This window comes from Roseateles asaccharophilus, assembly GCF_031458115.1.
In the GTDB taxonomy this organism is placed as follows: domain Bacteria; phylum Pseudomonadota; class Gammaproteobacteria; order Burkholderiales; family Burkholderiaceae_C; genus Pelomonas; species Pelomonas asaccharophilus_A.
This window is the reverse complement of record NZ_JAVDXV010000014.1, coordinates 57,013-73,415: the sequence shown is the minus strand read 5'-3', so window position 1 is coordinate 73,415 and position 16,403 is coordinate 57,013. Positions and strand designations below refer to the sequence as shown.

Annotated in this window: 16 protein-coding genes and 1 riboswitch; of the genes, 4 read left to right on the top strand and 12 right to left on the bottom strand. The window is 62.4% G+C overall.

All coding sequences use genetic code 11. The features are described from left to right. Positions 1–46: 46 nt before the first annotated feature. From J2X21_RS26720 to J2X21_RS26670, 11 genes are all read right to left on the bottom strand, one after another. Entirely contained in the window at positions 47–2,716 is a 2,670-nt protein-coding gene (locus J2X21_RS26720) for a heavy metal translocating P-type ATPase (protein ID WP_310333190.1), read from the bottom strand. A gap of 151 nt (positions 2,717–2,867) precedes the next feature. Beyond that, positions 2,868–3,230 (bottom strand): hypothetical protein, encoded by a 363-nt coding sequence (locus J2X21_RS26715; RefSeq protein WP_310333189.1) that lies wholly within the window; start codon positions 3,228–3,230, stop codon positions 2,868–2,870. A 33-nt stretch (positions 3,231–3,263) separates the two neighbouring features. Beyond that, complete coding sequence (locus J2X21_RS26710) at positions 3,264–3,455, bottom strand: hypothetical protein (RefSeq protein ID WP_310333188.1); 192 nt, start codon at positions 3,453–3,455, stop codon at positions 3,264–3,266. Beyond that, complete coding sequence (locus J2X21_RS26705) at positions 3,449–4,858, bottom strand: heavy metal sensor histidine kinase (protein WP_310333187.1); 1,410 nt, start codon at positions 4,856–4,858, stop codon at positions 3,449–3,451. The genes J2X21_RS26710 and J2X21_RS26705 overlap by 7 nt, the downstream gene beginning before the upstream one ends. Then, positions 4,855–5,538 carry a heavy metal response regulator transcription factor gene (locus J2X21_RS26700; protein WP_310333186.1) on the bottom strand — a complete coding sequence of 228 codons (684 nt, stop codon included), beginning with the start codon at positions 5,536–5,538 and terminating at the stop codon, positions 4,855–4,857. The genes J2X21_RS26705 and J2X21_RS26700 overlap by 4 nt, the downstream gene beginning before the upstream one ends. Before the next feature lie 97 nt (positions 5,539–5,635). Then, entirely contained in the window at positions 5,636–8,812 is a 3,177-nt protein-coding gene (locus J2X21_RS26695; protein WP_310333185.1) for an efflux RND transporter permease subunit, read from the bottom strand. Positions 8,813–8,825: 13 nt separating this feature from the next. Next, on the bottom strand, positions 8,826–10,439 hold the full coding sequence (locus J2X21_RS26690; RefSeq protein ID WP_310333184.1) for an efflux RND transporter periplasmic adaptor subunit: 1,614 nt from the start codon (positions 10,437–10,439) through the stop codon (positions 8,826–8,828). A gap of 26 nt (positions 10,440–10,465) precedes the next feature. After that, on the bottom strand, positions 10,466–11,629 hold the full coding sequence (locus tag J2X21_RS26685; protein WP_310333183.1) for a TolC family protein: 1,164 nt from the start codon (positions 11,627–11,629) through the stop codon (positions 10,466–10,468). 231 nt (positions 11,630–11,860) lie between these two features. Next, complete coding sequence (czcI, locus tag J2X21_RS26680) at positions 11,861–12,247, bottom strand: cation efflux protein, CzcI family (protein WP_310333182.1); 387 nt, start codon at positions 12,245–12,247, stop codon at positions 11,861–11,863. Between the two features lie 152 nt (positions 12,248–12,399). Further along, complete coding sequence (locus J2X21_RS26675) at positions 12,400–12,744, bottom strand: CzcE family metal-binding protein (RefSeq protein WP_310333181.1); 345 nt, start codon at positions 12,742–12,744, stop codon at positions 12,400–12,402. Positions 12,745–12,925: 181 nt separating this feature from the next. Next, a complete protein-coding gene (locus tag J2X21_RS26670) occupies positions 12,926–13,504 on the bottom strand; it encodes a manganese efflux pump MntP (RefSeq protein ID WP_310333180.1) in 579 nt (192 codons plus the stop codon). Between the two features lie 7 nt (positions 13,505–13,511). Further along, positions 13,512–13,694, bottom strand: a riboswitch (yybP-ykoY riboswitch). A gap of 305 nt (positions 13,695–13,999) precedes the next feature. Between J2X21_RS26670 and J2X21_RS26665 the strand changes: the two genes are divergently transcribed. The 4 genes from J2X21_RS26665 (at position 14,000) to J2X21_RS26650 (ending at position 15,897) form a co-directional block, all read left to right on the top strand. Beyond that, on the top strand, positions 14,000–14,767 hold the full coding sequence (locus J2X21_RS26665) for a MipA/OmpV family protein (RefSeq protein WP_310333179.1): 768 nt from the start codon (positions 14,000–14,002) through the stop codon (positions 14,765–14,767). After that, positions 14,761–14,955, top strand: a complete 195-nt coding sequence (locus J2X21_RS26660; RefSeq protein WP_310333178.1) for a hypothetical protein — start codon at positions 14,761–14,763, stop codon at positions 14,953–14,955. The genes J2X21_RS26665 and J2X21_RS26660 overlap by 7 nt, the downstream gene beginning before the upstream one ends. Positions 14,956–15,121: 166 nt before the next feature. Beyond that, the gene (locus J2X21_RS26655) at positions 15,122–15,502 is read left to right on the top strand and encodes a hypothetical protein (RefSeq protein WP_310333177.1); all 381 of its coding nucleotides are present in this window, start codon (positions 15,122–15,124) and stop codon (positions 15,500–15,502) included. Beyond that, positions 15,499–15,897, top strand: coding sequence for a hypothetical protein (locus J2X21_RS26650; protein WP_310333176.1), 399 nt, complete (start codon positions 15,499–15,501; stop codon positions 15,895–15,897). Before J2X21_RS26655 ends, J2X21_RS26650 begins: the two co-directional genes overlap by 4 nt. A 50-nt stretch (positions 15,898–15,947) precedes the next feature. Here J2X21_RS26650 and J2X21_RS26645 read toward each other — a convergent pair whose 3' ends face one another. After that, positions 15,948–16,340: a diacylglycerol kinase gene (locus J2X21_RS26645; RefSeq protein WP_310333175.1), complete on the bottom strand. Its 393-nt coding sequence runs from the start codon at positions 16,338–16,340 to the stop codon at positions 15,948–15,950. Between the last annotated feature and the right edge of the window lie 63 nt (positions 16,341–16,403).

Genomic DNA, 16,403 nt, shown 5'->3' with positions numbered 1-16,403 from the left:
GCCTGTAGGGCTTGCATGTCCTCGCCCCGTTGGTCATGGGGCCGTCTCACGGCTTCACCTCAACGGGCCGAGCCGCTTCCGCCGACTTCATGCTCTTGTCAAACGGTTTGTAGGCCAGCAATCTCAAAGCGTTGAAGACCACCAGCAGCGTCGAGCCCTCGTGGAAGATGACGGCGGTGCCGATGCTCAAACCCAAGATGGTGGAAGGAATCAGGACCGCCACCACACCCAAGCTCACCCAGAGGTTCTGCTTGATAACGCGACTGGTGCTACGGGACAGACCGACCGCAAACGGCAACTGCGCCAGGTCATCAGCCATCAGCGCCACGTCGGCGGTCTCCAAGGCGACGTCCGAGCCTGCCGCACCCATCGCGATTCCGACAGTAGCGTTGGCCATGGCTGGCGCGTCATTGACGCCATCGCCGACCATCGCGACCTTGCCGTGCTCCGTGCGCAGCTTCTTGATCTCCTCGACCTTCTGTTCGGGCATGAGATCGCCTCGGGCTTCCGTCAGGCCGACCGTCTGGGCGACGGCTTCGGCAACCTTCTGGTTGTCGCCAGAGATCATGATCAAGCGCTCAATGCCGAGCTTGCGCAGTTCACCCATGACCTGGCCAGCAACCGGGCGCGGCGTATCCATGACGCCGATCACCCCAAGGAAGCGATTGCCCTTGCGCACGATCATGGTCGTACGGCCATCGGCCACGAGCTTCCTGTTTGCCTCGTCGACGTCCGCAGGCACCTTGGAGTCGGCCAACTCGGTGAACAGCACCGGCTTGCCGATGTGCACCGTTTCTCCGCCGAGCTGCGCCTGCACGCCACGACCTGTGATGCTCTTGACGTCGGACGCCTGCAGCAGGTCGGCTTTGTCGCCAAGCCGCTCCTTCGCGCCGCTGACGATGGCTGCCGCGAGAGGGTGATCGCTATGCTCTTCGACAGCCAACGCCACCGCCAGCAACTCATCCTGAGGCACGTCTTGCGCCGACACCACGTCAGTCAGCTTTGGCTTGCCTTCAGTCAGTGTGCCGGTCTTGTCGAACGCAATGGACGTCAGCGTGCCTAGGTTCTCCAAGGGGCCGCCCCCCTTGACCAGGACGCCTCCTCGCGCGGCACGTGCGACACCGCTCAGGACGGCACTGGGCACCGAGATCGCCAGCGCGCACGGGCTTGCAGCGACGAGAACAGCCATTGCGCGATAGAACGTCTCCGAGAACGGTTCATCAATGACCAGTCCGGCACACAGCAGCACCACGACCAGTGCCAGCACGGAAGGCACGAAGATGCGCTCGAACTTTTCGGTGAACTGCTGCGTGGGCGAACGCTGTGCCTCAGCCTCGGTCACCATCTTGACCACTCGCGCCATCGTCGATTGGTCGGCTTTGCGCGCAACCATGACGTCCATCGCGCCAGAGCCATTGATCGTGCCAGCGAAAACCCGGTTCTCGGCGGACACACGCTCGAAGTTGCCGATCGCCGTCTTGCCATCTTCCACCGGCCGCTTGTCGACGGGAACGCTCTCGCCCGTGACGGGTGCCTGATTGACGCTGGAGGTGCCGACCACCACCACGCCGTCTGCAGGCAGCCTCTCATTGGGCTTCACGACCACAATGTCCCCCACCGCCAACTTCTCCAGGGGCACAACCTCAGTCCCGGATTCGCGACGCACCAGCGCTGTTTCCGGTGCAAGCTTGGCCAGCGCCTCGATGGCGCGACGAGCACGACCCATCGCATAGTGCTCCAGCGAATGGCCAAGACTGAACAGGAAAAGCAGCAACGCCCCCTCGCCCCACGAGCCCAGGGCAGCGGCGCCAGCTGCTGCGACCAGCATCAGGGTGTCGATTTCGAAGCGCTTGGCACGCAGGTTCTCGATGGCCTCGCGAACGGTATAGAACCCGCCGAAGAAGTAGGAAACCACATAGCAGGCGGTGGGTAGCCAGTCAGGCCCAGAACCATTGCGCCCCACCAACCACCCCGCCAGCAGGAATGCCCCCGACAGGCACGCAAAGATCAGCTCTGTCCGCTCGCCAAAGATTCCGCCGTGCTCGTGGCCATCCCCGCCTTCTTCCTCCTTGCCATGGACATGGCCATCTTCCCCATGTTTTGGCCCGCTCCTAGGCTTGCTGCCAGGTCCGTGGTCGTGCTCGTCACCATGCTCGTGGTCATGCCCTGTATGGGCATGACTGGCCGTAGCTGCCTGACTCGCGTTGGCCACAGGCTCTTGAGCCGCTTCCATAGCGAGCTGACGCCGCTCCGCGGGTCCGCTGGCGTCATTCAGGGTGATGTCCAGCGAAGTCAGGCACTGGTCCAGCTTGCCTTGATCAACCGTTGAACGGTCGTACTCGAGGCGCACGACACCACTCGGCGAGACATCCGCCTCAACCACGCCTTCCACCGAACGCAAGACATCAGCGACGCGTTGCGCATACCGGGCATGCATCGGCAGGTTCACTCGGCCAAGGACGTGAGCAAATTGATCCGTCAACGCCATGCCTTCGGAGCTGACGAGCTCACGCAGCCGGCTCAGCGAGATCACATTGGAGTCGTAGTGAACGCACAGCTGTGGTGTGCCTTCCTCTAACCCCGTCACATGTGCTTCGTCAATGCCGGGGCGGCCAGTTAGCTTGTCCTGCAACCGTTTGACGCAGGGATCATCAGCACCGTGAATCTCCGGAAGTACCAGCGGGAGATTCAACCGCAGCTTCTGGGTGTCACTCATGGACAGCTTCTCTTTCTTGAATGGCGGCGGCCGGTACGCAAAAGCTGCAATGGCTGCCCGTGGAGTCGGACCTGCAACCTCAGAAAGTGGTCAGGTCGTCCATGCCACTGGCGGTGCGCCAGCGGCTCTGCCTAGCGAAGCTAGGCTCAGATCAAGAAGCAGCGACCCAATTGGGCCGGTAGATCGCCGGTATCAGTAACCTGGAGTGGTCCTTCTCGGCTGATGCCACGGCATGTGAAACGCCTGCCGGATGCGGGGCGTCGTAGACAACACCAACCAGGCTTGGGCCGCAGAGGTGGCATGCCATGCAGTCAGCGTCTTCGCCATTCAGGTTGTCGACAGGGCTGTTCGCTCCATCCGGAGAGCTCCCCGCCTTGGTCTGGTGCTTGTGCACGTGATGCCCAAAATGGCTGACCTCAACGTCCTGCTCGTGCCGGCAGTAACCGGCGGCTGCCCCCCAGACAAGCTGGAAGGACAACAGTCCAAGCAGAAAGATCACGAGAGCTTTGCGCACCAAATGATCCTAACAACGGGTCGATGTAGGAGGCTACCGCTTTTGGCGCGTCCGGCGTCGCTGCTCGCGACGTTCTTCCCTGCGCTGCTGCTTCTTGATGCGGTCCTGCCGCAGGAAGTAGATCAGCAACAACAAGGAGATGATGATGACCGCGATGGAGCTCCCGAAGATGTAGAGGGCTAGCCCGTGATGTTTCTCGCGAAGGTGTTCGAACAGGTTCAGCACGCTCCATTCCCCTCATCACGCACCCGCACCGCCATGCGTTCTGGTTCACCTGTCTTTGCGGCTCCAGAGCCTGTCATTAGCGTGAATCGGATGAAGGTGCCCGTTTGATCAGACTCCGCGGCCACGGTACCGCCGTGCATCTTCGCGATGGCCGCCACGATGGCCAGCCCGAGTCCGTGGTTGCGGTTCGCATTGGTGCGCGACGGGTCGATCCGGTAGAACCGGTCAAAAAGTCGCGGCAGATGCTGAGGCGGAATCACCTCACCTTGGTTGTGTACGCCGATCGACACGATGCTTGATTCCAAGCGGTCGATGCGAACTTCAATTTGTGATCCTTTGACTGCATATCTGGTGGCATTGCTGAGTAGGTTCGACAGCGCCCGCCGTACCAGCCCAACATCCACGGCGACGCGCGCATCGCCCAGTACCTCGACACGCAGCTCGGCTTCCTCAAGCGCAGCCTCGTGGTACTCGATGACCTCAGCCGCAAGATCCGCCAGGCTCATTGGCAACGTCCGGCGAGCCTCCACGCCACGCTCGGCATGCGACAGGAACAACATGTCCGCCACGATGCCTGCGACGCGCCTGAGTTCCTCCAGGTTCGAGGTCAGCGTGTCATGCAACTCCGCCTGCGATCTCGGACGCCGCAGCGCGACTTCGCAGGATCCGATCAGGATGGACAGCGGATTGTTAAGTTCATGGGCGACGTCAGCGTTGAACGCCTCCATCTGCGCATAGGCTGCCTGCAGACGATCGAGCAACGCATTGAGCTGCATCAGCAGGGGTTGCACCTCTTCGGGCTGGCCTGCCCCGTCAAGGCGCAGGTCCAAGCGACTCGCATCCAGCTCTGATGTCCGGCGTGCCAGCGCATTCAACGGAGCCAGCCCCCTCTTGACAAGCAGGAAGCCCGTCGCGGACACCGCAAACGTGCCCACGATGGCCGCCGTGAGCAGGGTCCACCAGAGGCGGCTCAAAAGGGACTCGTCCTTGCGGATGTCGTAGATGAACTCCGCGGTCCCGGCGCCTCCCAATTCCACCGGCAACTTGACTTCGAACGTCAACCGTTTGCTCATGTCCTCCGGACGAGTGGGATCGTTCTTGTCGAACACCGCCAGGCCATCGCGCTGACGCACCACGAGTGACAGGTCATCGTGGCCCGCCAGAAAGTCGCTCAGCAGATGCTTGATCGCGGGAACGTCGTGAAGCTCCTCCCCTTCTGCCAACAGTCGCTGAACCGCCGCGCGCTTCTTGACGAGCGTATCGTCCTGTCGGCCAGCCAGCGTCAGTGCGATGACGAGATAGACGACCCCGCAGACCAGGCTGAGGCCAACAATGGTCTGCAACGCGAACTGGCGCGACAGCCGCGCACGAAGGCTCGGTGCCTGGAACACCTGCGCGATCACGGTCGTTCCTCCAGCACGTAGCCGACACCTCGGACCGTGTGCAGAAGATGCCGGTCAAACGGCTGATCAACCTTGGAGCGCAGACGGCGGATGGCAACTTCGACCACATTGGTCTCGCTGTCGAAGTTCATATCCCAGACCTGAGACGCGATCTCCGTGCGCGACAGCACATGCCCCTTGCGTCTGAGCAGCAGGATCAGCAGGCTGAACTCCTTCGGAGTCAGCTCAAGCCTTTGCCCCCCTCGAGTCGCCTTGCGCCGTACGGTGTCGACCTCCAGGTCGGCCACCCGGAGGAGGATGGTCTCCGCGTCGCTTTGATGTCCTCCGGATCGACGCAGCAACACCTGCACGCGCGCCACCAGCTCAGAGAACGCAAATGGCTTGACCAAGTAGTCATCCGCCCCGCCCTGCAGACCTCGTACCCGGTCCTCGATCTGGCCGCGCGCGGTCAGCATGAGGACGGGTACTGAACGCGTGTGGCGCAGTGCGGAGAGGACCGCCATCCCATCGATGCCAGGCAGCATCCAATCCAGGATGACGAGGTCGTACTCGTTGACGGACGCCATGTGGAGTCCGTCAACGCCGGAGTGAGCCACCTCAACCTGATACCCCTCCTCCGTGAGGCCCTTGCGCAGGTAAGCGGCCGCCTTGACTTCGTCTTCGACGACCAGGATCTTCATGAGGCCCCGCGGCCCTGCGGCCACCCTCCATGCGAGAGGATCAAGCCCACCAGGCTCCCGCCTTCAGGCCGGGACGTCCCTTGATGCGTACCTGCGTTCATGCGTGAACCTCCTGATCAGGCGTCGGACGCGGTGTCGCGGCCTCATCCTCATCCTTTCGGTGAGCGATGCGATACAGCACCGGCAGAACAAGCAGAGTCAGCGCCGTCGACGACAGGATGCCTCCGATAACGACAGTGGCCAGCGGACGTTGAACTTCTGCACCCGTTCCTGTGGCGATCGCCATGGGTACGAAACCCAGCGACGCCACCAGCGCGGTCATCAGCACAGGCCGCAGGCGGGTAACGGCTCCTTCAAAGATCGCTTCGTCGAGCCGTTTGCCCGATTCCCGCAGGTTTCGGATGAACGAGATCATGACGAGACCGTTGAGCACCGCCACCCCAGACAGCGCGATGAAGCCGACAGCCGCCGAGATGGACATCGGGATGTCTCGCAGCCAAAGCGCCACGATGCCGCCGGTCAGCGCGAACGGAATGCCCGTGAAGACCAGCAGACCGTCCTTCGCGTTGCCAAACATCACGAACAGCAACGTGAAGACCAGCGCCAGGGACACCGGCACCACGATCTTCAGGCGGTTCGTTGCAGACTGCAGGTTCTCGAACTGGCCGCCCCACACCATCCAGTACCCGGTGGGTAGCTTGACCTGTTGCTGGATCGCCTGCTCAGCCTCGGCCACGAACGAGCCGATGTCACGACCGCGGACGTTGGCACTGACCACCACACGACGCTTGCCGTTCTCACGACTGACCTGGTTGGGGCCGGGCGACAGCGACAGCTCGGCAACCTCGCTCAGCGGGATGAATTTGCGCGAGGACGTGCTGCTGCCGGCCGGCAGCGGGACCGGAAGACGCTTGATGGCCTCAAGATCGGAGCGAACGTTCTCGGGCACCCGGACGATGATGTCGAAGCGACGGTCGCCTTCGAACATCGTTCCTCCTTCCTTGCCACCCACCGCCGTCGCCAGCGTGTCCTGCACGTCCTGGACGTTGAGGCCATAGCGAGCCGTCTTCTCACGATCGATCTGCACGCTCAGCATCGGTAGACCGGTGGTCTGTTCGATGTTGACCTCTGCGGATCCCGAGATGCCCTGGAGCACGCCAGCGATCTTGCCGGCCGCCTCGTTCATGACGTCCATGTCGTCGCCGAACACCTTGACGGCCACGTCCGATCGCACACCCGAGATCAACTCGTTGAAGCGCAACTGGATAGGCTGTGAGAACTCGTAGTTCTGACCGGGCAGCTTCCCGACTTCGGCCTTCACCGCAGCGAGCACCTCATCGCGCGTCCGGCGGGGTTCGGGCCACTCAGATGCGGGCTTGAGCATCACGTAGGCATCCGAGATGTTGGGCGGCATCGGGTCTGCTGCGATCTCCGCTGTGCCGGTGCGGGAAAAGACCCGCTCGATCTCAGGGAACTTGGCCTTCAGCGTGGCCTCCAACTGCTGCTGCATGGCTACCGACTGCGACAGGCTGGTGCCGGGGATTCGCAGCGCCTGCACGGCGAAGTCACCTTCGTTCAGGCTGGGCACGAACTCACTGCCCATGCGGGTCGCGAGCAAGCCGGACAGGAACACGGTCACAACGGCAACCGTGATGACCAGCGGCTTGGCGTTCATCACGCGCTGCAGCGCCGGCTCATAAGCCCGACGGGCCCAGCCCATCAGGAAGTTCTCCTTCTCCGACACCTTCTCACCGATGAACAGCGCGACCGCTGCCGGCACGAACGTCATCGAAAGGATCATGGCGCCCACCAGCGCGATCACGACCGTGAACGCCATCGGATGGAACATCTTGCCCTCGACACCAGCCAGCGCAAAGATCGGCAGGTAGACGATCATGATGATCAGCTGACCGAACAGCAGCGGACGACGCGCCTCCTGCGATGCCGCGAACACCTCGTGAAAGCGCTCGGACTGCGTCAACGGCCTACCCTTGTGCTCCTGCGCATGCGCCAGGCGCCTCACGCAGTTCTCGACGATCACGACGGCACCGTCGATGATGATCCCGAAGTCCAACGCTCCAAGGCTCATCAGATTCGCGCTGACCTTCTGCTGCACCATGCCGGTGAACGTGAAAAGCATGGACAGCGGGATCACCATGGCCGTGAGGATGGCCGCGCGGATATTTCCCAGGAACAGGAAGAGGATGACGATCACGAGGATCGCGCCTTCCAGTAGGTTCTTCTTGACAGTACTGATCGCCTTGTCGACCAGCGTCGTACGGTCGTAGACGGTCACAGCGTGGACGCCGGCGGGCAGATTCTTGTTGATCTCCGCCATCTTCTTGTCGACGGCCTGCGACACGGTGCGGCTGTTCTCGCCGATCAGCATGAAGACGGTCCCAAGCACCACCTCCTTGCCGTTGTCGGTCGCAGCACCCGAGCGCAACTCACGGCCAAGCTCGACCGTGGCCACGTCCTTGATGCGAACAGGCACGCTGCCCTCGTTGCGCAGCACGACATTGCCGATGTCGTCGATGGAGCGGACCTGGCCCGGTGCGCGAATCAGGTACTGCTCGCCACGTCGTTCGATGTAGCCCGCACCGACGTTGGCGTTGTTGCGCTCCAGCGCGTTGACGATATCCGCCAGCGTGATGCCGTAGGACGCCAAACGACTTGGATCCGGCGCGACGTGGTACTCCTTGGCAAAGCCGCCGATGGTGTTGATCTCGGTGACGCCCTTCACGTTGCGCAACTGTGGCTTGATGACCCAATCCTGGATCTCACGCAAATCTGTCGGCGTGTAGGGTTCGCCGTTAGGCTTCTTCGCGCCAGGCTTCGTTTCCACCGTCCAAAGGTAGATTTCCCCGAGACCCGTAGAGATCGGACCGATGTCCGGATCGACGCCAGGCGGCATCTGACCCCGCGCGCTCTGGATGCGCTCGTTCACGAGCTGGCGGGCGAAGTAGATGTCGGTACCGTCCTTGAAGATGACGGTGACCTGGGAGAGGCCATAGCGCGACAGCGAGCGGGTTTGCTCAAGACCGGGAAGACCGGCCATGACTGTCTCGATCGGGTAGGTCACGCGCTGCTCTGTCTCGAGCGGCGAGTAGCCCGGCGCCTTGGTGTTGATCTGGACCTGGACGTTGGTGATGTCCGGCACCGCGTCGATGGGCAGCTTCTGATAGCTGAATACGCCCAGCGCCGCCATGCCAAACACGGCCAGCATCACAAGCCATCGATGCTCGATGGCGAATCGGATGATGCGTTCAAACATGTGGACGCCTCTCTCAGTGTGCGTGCGAAGCCGACGCCTTGCCGGCTTCGGACTTGATGACGAAGGCGCCAGACGTGGCGTACTGCGCACCGGCCTTCAAGCCAGACGTGACCTCGGTCCGCTTGCCGTCGCTACGGCCCAGCTCCACCGGGATAGGTGCGAAGCCGCTGGCGGTGCGAACGAACACGACGGACTTGCCTTCCATGGTCTGGACAGCATCCGCCGTCACGGTCACAGGGGCGCTGGACTCGCCAGCGGACACCTCGACGTTCACGAACAGGCCCGGACGCCAAGCGGTCTTCGGGTTGTCGACTACGACGCGCGCTTGAGCGGTACGCGTTTGCTCGCCAATCAGCGCGCCGACATAGGCGACCTTGCCAACTGCCGTCTGCTCGAACGCGGTCGAGCGAATGGTGACGTTCTCGCCGATGCGCACCTGCGGCAGGCTGCTGGCCGGTACATTGATCTGAGCCCAGACCGAACGCAGATCGGAGATGGTGAAGACGTTGACGTCCTCGCGAACCTGCTCGCCGAGGGCAATATGCTTCTCGACGATCACGCCGTTGAACGGTGCGCGCAGCTCGAAACGGTTGAGAGCAGAGGAATCGGGCGACGCACCAATGGCGTTGAGCTTCTGCCGGGCATTGGCAACGGCAATCTCCGCCTCACGCATCGCTTGCTCGGCCTGTTGAACATCCTGCTGGGGAGAAATGCGTTGCTCGAACAACTGCTTCTCCCGCTCGTAGGTTGTGCGGGCGAGCTGGAGGCGCTTCTGTGCAGCCTGCAGCTCGGCACGCTGGTCGGACACGCTCGAACTACTGATGACGGCCAGCACTTGGCCCTTGGTGACCTGCTGCCCCAAGGAAACCGCGACTGACTCGACGACGCCACCGACGCGCGGCACCACATGAGCCGTCTTGTCCTCATTGAACGCAATCTCGCCAGGCAACTTCAGCGCTGTGCGAATGGTGGCAGGCGCGGAAGTGTCGATCGAGATGCCGGCTGCCTTGATCTGGTCGGCCGTCATCGTGACAGCACCCTCGTCCTTGGCAAACGGGAAGGTCAGCACACCATCGCCTGTCTGCACGTTGACCGTGCCCTTGAACAGGTGCGGCTCCTCGATGGCCTGAGCGCTTACCAGAGCACCGGCTTGGATGGCGAACGAAACCTTCTCCGGATCCTGACCAGGTCGTTCCAGTTGCACGGATACCTGTTCGGCCTTCACGCTCACCGGCTTGCCCGCATTTGTCACCCAGACCTTGATGCGTGCAGTCCCACCTTCCTCTGCGAGCAGCATCTCGACGGCGAGACCCTTCTGTGTACCAAGGACCTCGCCACCGTTGGAGCCTTTCTTGGCCTCCTCATGGTGCTCGCCGTCCCCGTGACCATCAGCGTCCTTGTGGCCCTTTGCGTCCTTGGCTTCGCCGTGGTGCTCATCGTCGCCATGGCCCTTGGCCTCATCGTGGCCGTGTCCATGCTCTTCCTCGCCCGCCGGCGCGCTGCCGCCCATGCGGAGGATGGAGACGGTGCCAACGGCGCCCAGCGCCAGAACCACCGCGATGGCGATCAGCTGCTTCTTGCCCAGCGAGGCGCGCAGGCCCTCGGTCGTGCTTTGATTGAATTTCATCGTCGATCTCGAAGTTGGAGTGCCCGTCAGGGGCGGTCAGTCGTGGTGCCGAGCTGGCGGTCAATCTCTGCGGCCGTGCGATGGACTTGGGCCACCGCAGTGAAGTACTGGCTGCGGACCTGGAGCCAGGTTCGCTGCGCATCGAGCGCGTCCAGGAAGCTGAACTTCCCGAGCTCGAAGCCCGTCTTGGCGGCTTCATACGCGCTTTGCGCGCCGGGCAGGACCTCCTTGCGAAGCGCTTCGACCTCGTCCTTGCGGGCCTGCAACAGGTCTGCCATCTGCAGCACTTCTGAACGCAGCCGCAACTCCTCGGCTTGCGCTGTGGCCTGGGCAGCGTCACGGCGGCGCAGGGCTTCCAGCTGCGCACCTTGGTTGCGATCAAAGAACGGCAGCGGCACGGATACGCTGAACACGGCTTGCGTGCGGCCCAGATCCTGTGCCCGACGAGCGCCGACACCCACCGTCACGTCCGGCACGCCATTGGCACGCGCCAAACCGTAGGTGGCATCTGCACGTTGCACCTCAAGCTGAGCGCGGCGTACGGCTGGCGCATCAGGGAGACGAGCCATGATGTCTACTGCAGAAGGTGCAATCGGCAGCGCCTCGACGTTGCCGTCCAGACGCTGGATCGAGCCCTCCGGCGCTCCCATGACTGCTGACAGCGCACGAAGCGCGGCCGAGGCCTCAGCCTGTGCCTGGCGCAAGTCGATGCGTGCAGTAGAAGCGGCGACCCGCGCGCGAGTCTCCTCGGTCGGAGACACCTTGCCCGCGGTTACTCGGCGCACTGCAGCATCTACACCGCTGGCCGCAATGCGCAACGATTCCTCGACCACTTTGACCCGCTCCTGGGCTGTCAGCGCGTCAAAGAAAGCTTGAATAGCGGTGGCGCGGACCTCGGCGCGGCGCGCAGTCAGGTCCAGGGCCGCGATGTCCTTGCCACGCTGCGCGACCTCGACTCGCGCCGCCCGCTTGCCGCCGGTCTCCAGCGTCTGGCTGAGCTGCATCGTCGTGACACGAGTGCCGGACTTCACGTCCTCCTGATCGACGCCTAGCACCGGATTCGGAATCAGACCGGCCTGGCGAACCGTGCCGTCGTTGGCGTCGAGTTCGGCGGTTGCGGCGCGAAGCTGCGGGTTCTGGGCCAGCGCGGCATCCACGGCGGCCCGCAGTGTCAGCGGCGCAATCTGCACGGCCGGGGTGGCAGTAGCTGGGGCTACGCGCGCTTCAGGGGAGGCAGTGTTGGGGGTCCCGGGCGTCTGAGCCTGGGCGAGGGATGAGAGGAGTGCCGCACAAGCAAGCGGCACGAGGGTTCTGCGCATCGAAAACTCCGGGGTTGTAGGAACAACGCGAGGGTTTCGGCGAGAGCAGTGTTGCGGTCAGGGCCGCATCAAAGAAGTAAGGATGGATCTGCGCTCGCCGAATCAGGCGACGCGCCAGTTGGGGCGTTCAAGGAGATCAGGTCCGCGTGAGCGGAACGCCTGTTCTGACGCAGAGTCTGGCTGGGACACGGAACTCTTGTCGAACTGGAACGCAACCGGGACCATCGGCTTGGCGAAGCTCAGATGGCAGAAACTGCAGTCGTTGTCACCAACCAGCTTCATGCCCTTGGCGGGAGACTGGTCGCTTGACTTCTCGCCTGCGCCGGACAGCTTGCCCCCACCGTGCGAACTCGCAGCGTGATCATGGGCGTGGTGTCCGAAGTGCGCTATCCCGGCCACTTCCTCGTGCTGGCAATAGGCTGCCGCAGCCGACCAGGCAAACTGGACGGGCAGGACGAACAGCAACAGGATGGTCAACCAGCGACGCATGAGGCGATTGTGTCTTGGATATGGGGAGCGCGGTGAACTGGCCTTGGCCTAACTAGTGAATTCGTTTGCAGCGGGCCGCAGCGCTGCCTTACGTGAAGCTGTTCGCCACCAGACCCGTGGCCGCAAGGGCCGCGGATCTTGATGCCGATGCATCAGTTGCTCTCAGCATCGGTGCGAGAGATGTAGACCTTGAGCGGCTTGTCGGTAAAGCCCGCAGGTGCGATGGCGCGCAGATCGACGGGGCGATGAGCAGCCGAGCTGAACTTCCAGGTGAAGCTCTTGCCAGCCTTCTGGAACGTGACAACGTCCCCACAGTTCACGTTGATGGACTTGCCAGCATCCACGTTCACGATACGCCCGTCCTGCGTAGCAGCAACAGGCTCGCCGTGAACCGACTTGCCGTTCATGAAGGTGTCGTTGGTCATCGACGCCGCTTGGGCTGCTCCGACGGCGAAGAGCAGGCTGGCGACGAAGGCGGAAGCAGAGATGCGGGTCATAGGTACTCCTTGGTGGTGGACGGGTCGCTCGATCGAGCTGCCTACAACGTTCACCATGGTCGTCACTGTAGAAATCCGTCCCCGACGGCATGCCTGCTTGACCCATTACAAATCTGTCATGTTGGCCCTCAGCCCATCCTCCGACTGGCGCCGCCAGGAGCATGCGAAGTTGGATGCACGCTCAGGCAGCGGTGAGATGCTCGAAAAGGATGGCGGCGCCGACGGCTGCCAGGACGATGCCTCCGACGATCTCTGCCCGCTTGCCAACCACGGCTCCCATGACACGCCCCAACATCACACCCAGGGTGACCATCACGAATGTTGCGAAGCCGATGGCGGCGGCCACATACGCAATGTTGACGTCGATGAAGGCCAGACCGACCCCCACCGCCATCGCATCAATGCTGGTTGCGAATCCGGTCAATGCCAAACGGGCAAAACTGTGACGGCTCGGTTTGTCCTCGACGGCATCAACCTCGGACTGGTCCGTCTTCAACCCGTTGTAGACCATGTGCAGACCAAGAGTCCCGAGCAGGACGAACGCGATCCAGTGGTCCCACTCCTTGACGGCGTTGACCGCGGTCAGTCCGAGTAGCCAGCCGACAAGCGGTGTGATGCCCTCGATGACGCCAAAGATGGCGCCGGTACGCAGGGCCTCGGTCCAGCGAGGTTGTTTCAGCGCAGTGCCCTTGCCGATGGCCGCAGCAAAGGCATCCGTCGACATCGCCATGGCGAGTGCGGCTGTAGAGAGAGCGTTCATGAGAGTCGATCCAGGGTCGGGCAGAGATACAACGACGTGCCACCACCGCCCGACCACATACAAGTCGTGCTGGCACATCGTTGGTCTCGCCAACCAGAACTGGCTACCGGCGCCATGAACGCGAGGTTCAAGTGTGTTGACGCAGGCGCTTCCGAGCGACAGAAGCAGGCTACTCCCCAAGAGCAACAGACATTTTATCGGACGGCTCGACAAGCGCTCCCCAATCGCTGCTTGATCAGCCGTACATCCGCACGGCAGCCCGCGCGGACAACGCCCAGAAGCGGGCACAAAGGGGATAGATGACCAACGGTCAACTCGATTGACCAGGTGCTATGGGTAGATGTCGCGAAACCAATCGGCTGGGACGCGCTTCGTGCTGGTGATAGATCCCTTAAGCGGCGCTTAAGCATCCGGCTCTGACCATCGGGCATGACCTCGCTTGATCGTCCCTTGACTCGTCTGACCCCATTCGCATTTGCACTGACGTTTGCGTCCGTGTCCCATGCCGACGAAGAGCGAAAAACGTCCGAGCAGAACTATCTCGTCGGGGCCATGATGCTGTCCCAGCCCGAGTACGAGGGATCAGGGCGTCGAATCATCAAGCTTCGACCGCTTTGGGCGTACCAGTGGGGTCGATTTCGCATCAGCACCTCTCGGTCGGCCGCTGCGATGAACTTCGCATCAGATCCCCAGGGCCCAGGGGCAAGCGCCTTGCTCATCGACGGCAAGCGCGTCCGGTTCGGCGCGGCGCTTCGGCTGGACAGTGGCCGCAATTCCGGATCCTCCACCCGTTTGAACGGCCTGCCGGACATCGAGCGCACGCTGCGCGGGCGAGTGTTCGTGGGCTACCGGCTGAACGATCACTGGGACATCAGCGCCAATGTCTCGCAGGACCTGCTAGGCCGCAAGGGCGGAGCGGTGGGCAGCTTTGATATCGGTTATCACCAACGTCTCTCGCCCACCACTCAATGGTCGGCGGGCGCGGGTGTCTCAGTTGCCAACCGACAGAACATGCAGACTTACTTTGGGGTCACGCCTGCTCAGGCTGTGGCATCCAACCTGCCGACCTACATGCCTGCAAGCGGCGTGAGGGGCGCCTATGTCGGCACAGGCTTTATCACCGCGCTGACCCCACGCTGGATCCTGTTCGGCAATCTCGGCGCGTCCCGTCTGCTCGGCGATGCTGCAAAAAGCCCGTTGACGATGGACACAGGCTCTGTCTCTGCAGGTTTTGGCCTGGCCTACAGATGCTGCAAATGGTGAACCTGAAGCAACGCCAATCGCTCATTCCTTCCTCGGGTCGTCAGGAGAGTCTCATGCCCAAGCGCTCCGCGGTGCTTGCGGGGGTGTTCGTCATAGCAGCTGCACTGTGGTGGTCTGCAGCTCTGGCAGACCAGCAGGTAGTACTGCAATTCTCAACGGGCGCGCTGCCGTCCTTCGAAGTTGAGTGACATCATGCATAGACGCATTTTTCTTGCTGGCTCCATGGTCCTTGGCGCCCCCTTGGTATCTGGTTGCACGAGTCCGCCGAGAGATCTCTCAGAGAACGGCTACTGCTACCACGCCCACGGACGGCCTCGCACCCAGACAACCTGTGCACCCCTATCCATCCCATCGTTGGCTGCGGACGAGGACGCCAAGCGCTTCGCCCCGGTGCCTGGTCAGCTCGTGGTCTATGTGGTGCGGCACCGCGTCGGGGACACCGTCAACACGGTGCATGTCGGCGCCGCAGGGGATCGACTGGCGCCGACCGTGCCTGCATCGATGGTGAGGCTTGTCATGCCTCCCGGGTCTCATCGGCTGCTGTTCGATTGGAAGAAGGGGACGGGCGAGTTGAGCATCCTGGGATCGGCAGGCCAGGTGCTCTTCGTTGAACTGGTAGGTGATCTTTGGCTCTGGAGCGAGCGCTACCGTCTTGTGGTGGCTGAGCCGTCCATACGGCATCGGGCGCTGATCAGCCGTCTTGTCGCCGATCTGACGGTAGGTGCGGGCACATGATCTCCAGACATCTGACCGACGATGCATCGACTGATGAGTCCCCTGCCCTGCCAGCAGATTCAGCTGCTGCCCACCTCGAAGCGATGGCGAAAGGTATCAACGATGTCGACGTCATTGTTCAGGGGCTTCTAGACAGGATTCCGCCCTCCAAGCCATGGCAGCGTCAACTGCGGGCGCAGCTGAAGGAGGCTGATCGACACATCGAGATCCTGCGACTGGAAATCTCTCTCGGGCGCGATGGTGTTGAGATCCACGATGCTGCCCGAAAGCTGAAGCAGGTTCTTGAGGTGACAAACTTGCAGATCGTGGGCGGCAGGGCTGATGGCTGGACTCGGAACGCACTTTTGGTCGCGTATCGCAGCGCGGCTCTCGTTTGCGCCCTGTTAGCCCCGTGACGGGTAAGGGCGCGGTTAAACCAGGAGCCTGCGGTGGCGATTACAACGGATCACGCCGCGGGACAGAATTTCATCCAGAGCACCGCCCCCCAGACCAAGGCGAAGAACACCAGCGCCAGCAGGACGGCAGCACTGCCCATGTCTTTCGCTCGCTTCGACAACAGGTTGTGTTCGAACGAGATGCGGTCCACGGTTGCCTCGATTGCCGAGTTGAGCAACTCGACAATCAGCACGATCAGCAGCGCTCCGAGCATCAACACGAGTTGGACCCAGTCCATGGCGAGCCATGCGGCAACAGGCAGCAGGAGAGCACCCAGCACCACCTCCTGCCGGAACGCACTTTCGCCCTTGAAAGCGGCGACCAACCCATCCATCGAGTAGCGGAACGCGTAAACGATGCGCTCCAGGCCTGTTCGCCCTTTGTAGGGGTTGGAAGCGCTCATATGCCGCCCTCGGTGACGTCCCATTCGGGTTGGTGCGGCAGGTCGGTGCCGATATGGTCAAGA

Bases quoted from the DNA above. Each gene is read 5' to 3' on its own strand.
- J2X21_RS26720 (WP_310333190.1), bottom strand. From the start codon at position 2,716: ATGAGTGACACCCAGAAGCTGCGGTTGAATCTCCCGCTGGTACTTCCG.
- J2X21_RS26700 (WP_310333186.1), bottom strand. From the start codon at position 5,538: ATGAAGATCCTGGTCGTCGAAGACGAAGTCAAGGCGGCCGCTTACCTG.
- J2X21_RS26695 (WP_310333185.1), bottom strand. From the start codon at position 8,812: ATGTTTGAACGCATCATCCGATTCGCCATCGAGCATCGATGGCTTGTG.
- J2X21_RS26690 (WP_310333184.1), bottom strand. From the start codon at position 10,439: ATGAAATTCAATCAAAGCACGACCGAGGGCCTGCGCGCCTCGCTGGGC.
- czcI (WP_310333182.1), bottom strand. From the start codon at position 12,247: ATGCGTCGCTGGTTGACCATCCTGTTGCTGTTCGTCCTGCCCGTCCAG.
- J2X21_RS26675 (WP_310333181.1), bottom strand. From the start codon at position 12,744: ATGACCCGCATCTCTGCTTCCGCCTTCGTCGCCAGCCTGCTCTTCGCC.
- J2X21_RS26670 (WP_310333180.1), bottom strand. From the start codon at position 13,504: ATGAACGCTCTCTCTACAGCCGCACTCGCCATGGCGATGTCGACGGAT.
- J2X21_RS26660 (WP_310333178.1), top strand. From the start codon at position 14,761: ATGGTGAACCTGAAGCAACGCCAATCGCTCATTCCTTCCTCGGGTCGT.
- J2X21_RS26650 (WP_310333176.1), top strand. From the start codon at position 15,499: ATGATCTCCAGACATCTGACCGACGATGCATCGACTGATGAGTCCCCT.
- J2X21_RS26645 (WP_310333175.1), bottom strand. From the start codon at position 16,340: ATGAGCGCTTCCAACCCCTACAAAGGGCGAACAGGCCTGGAGCGCATC.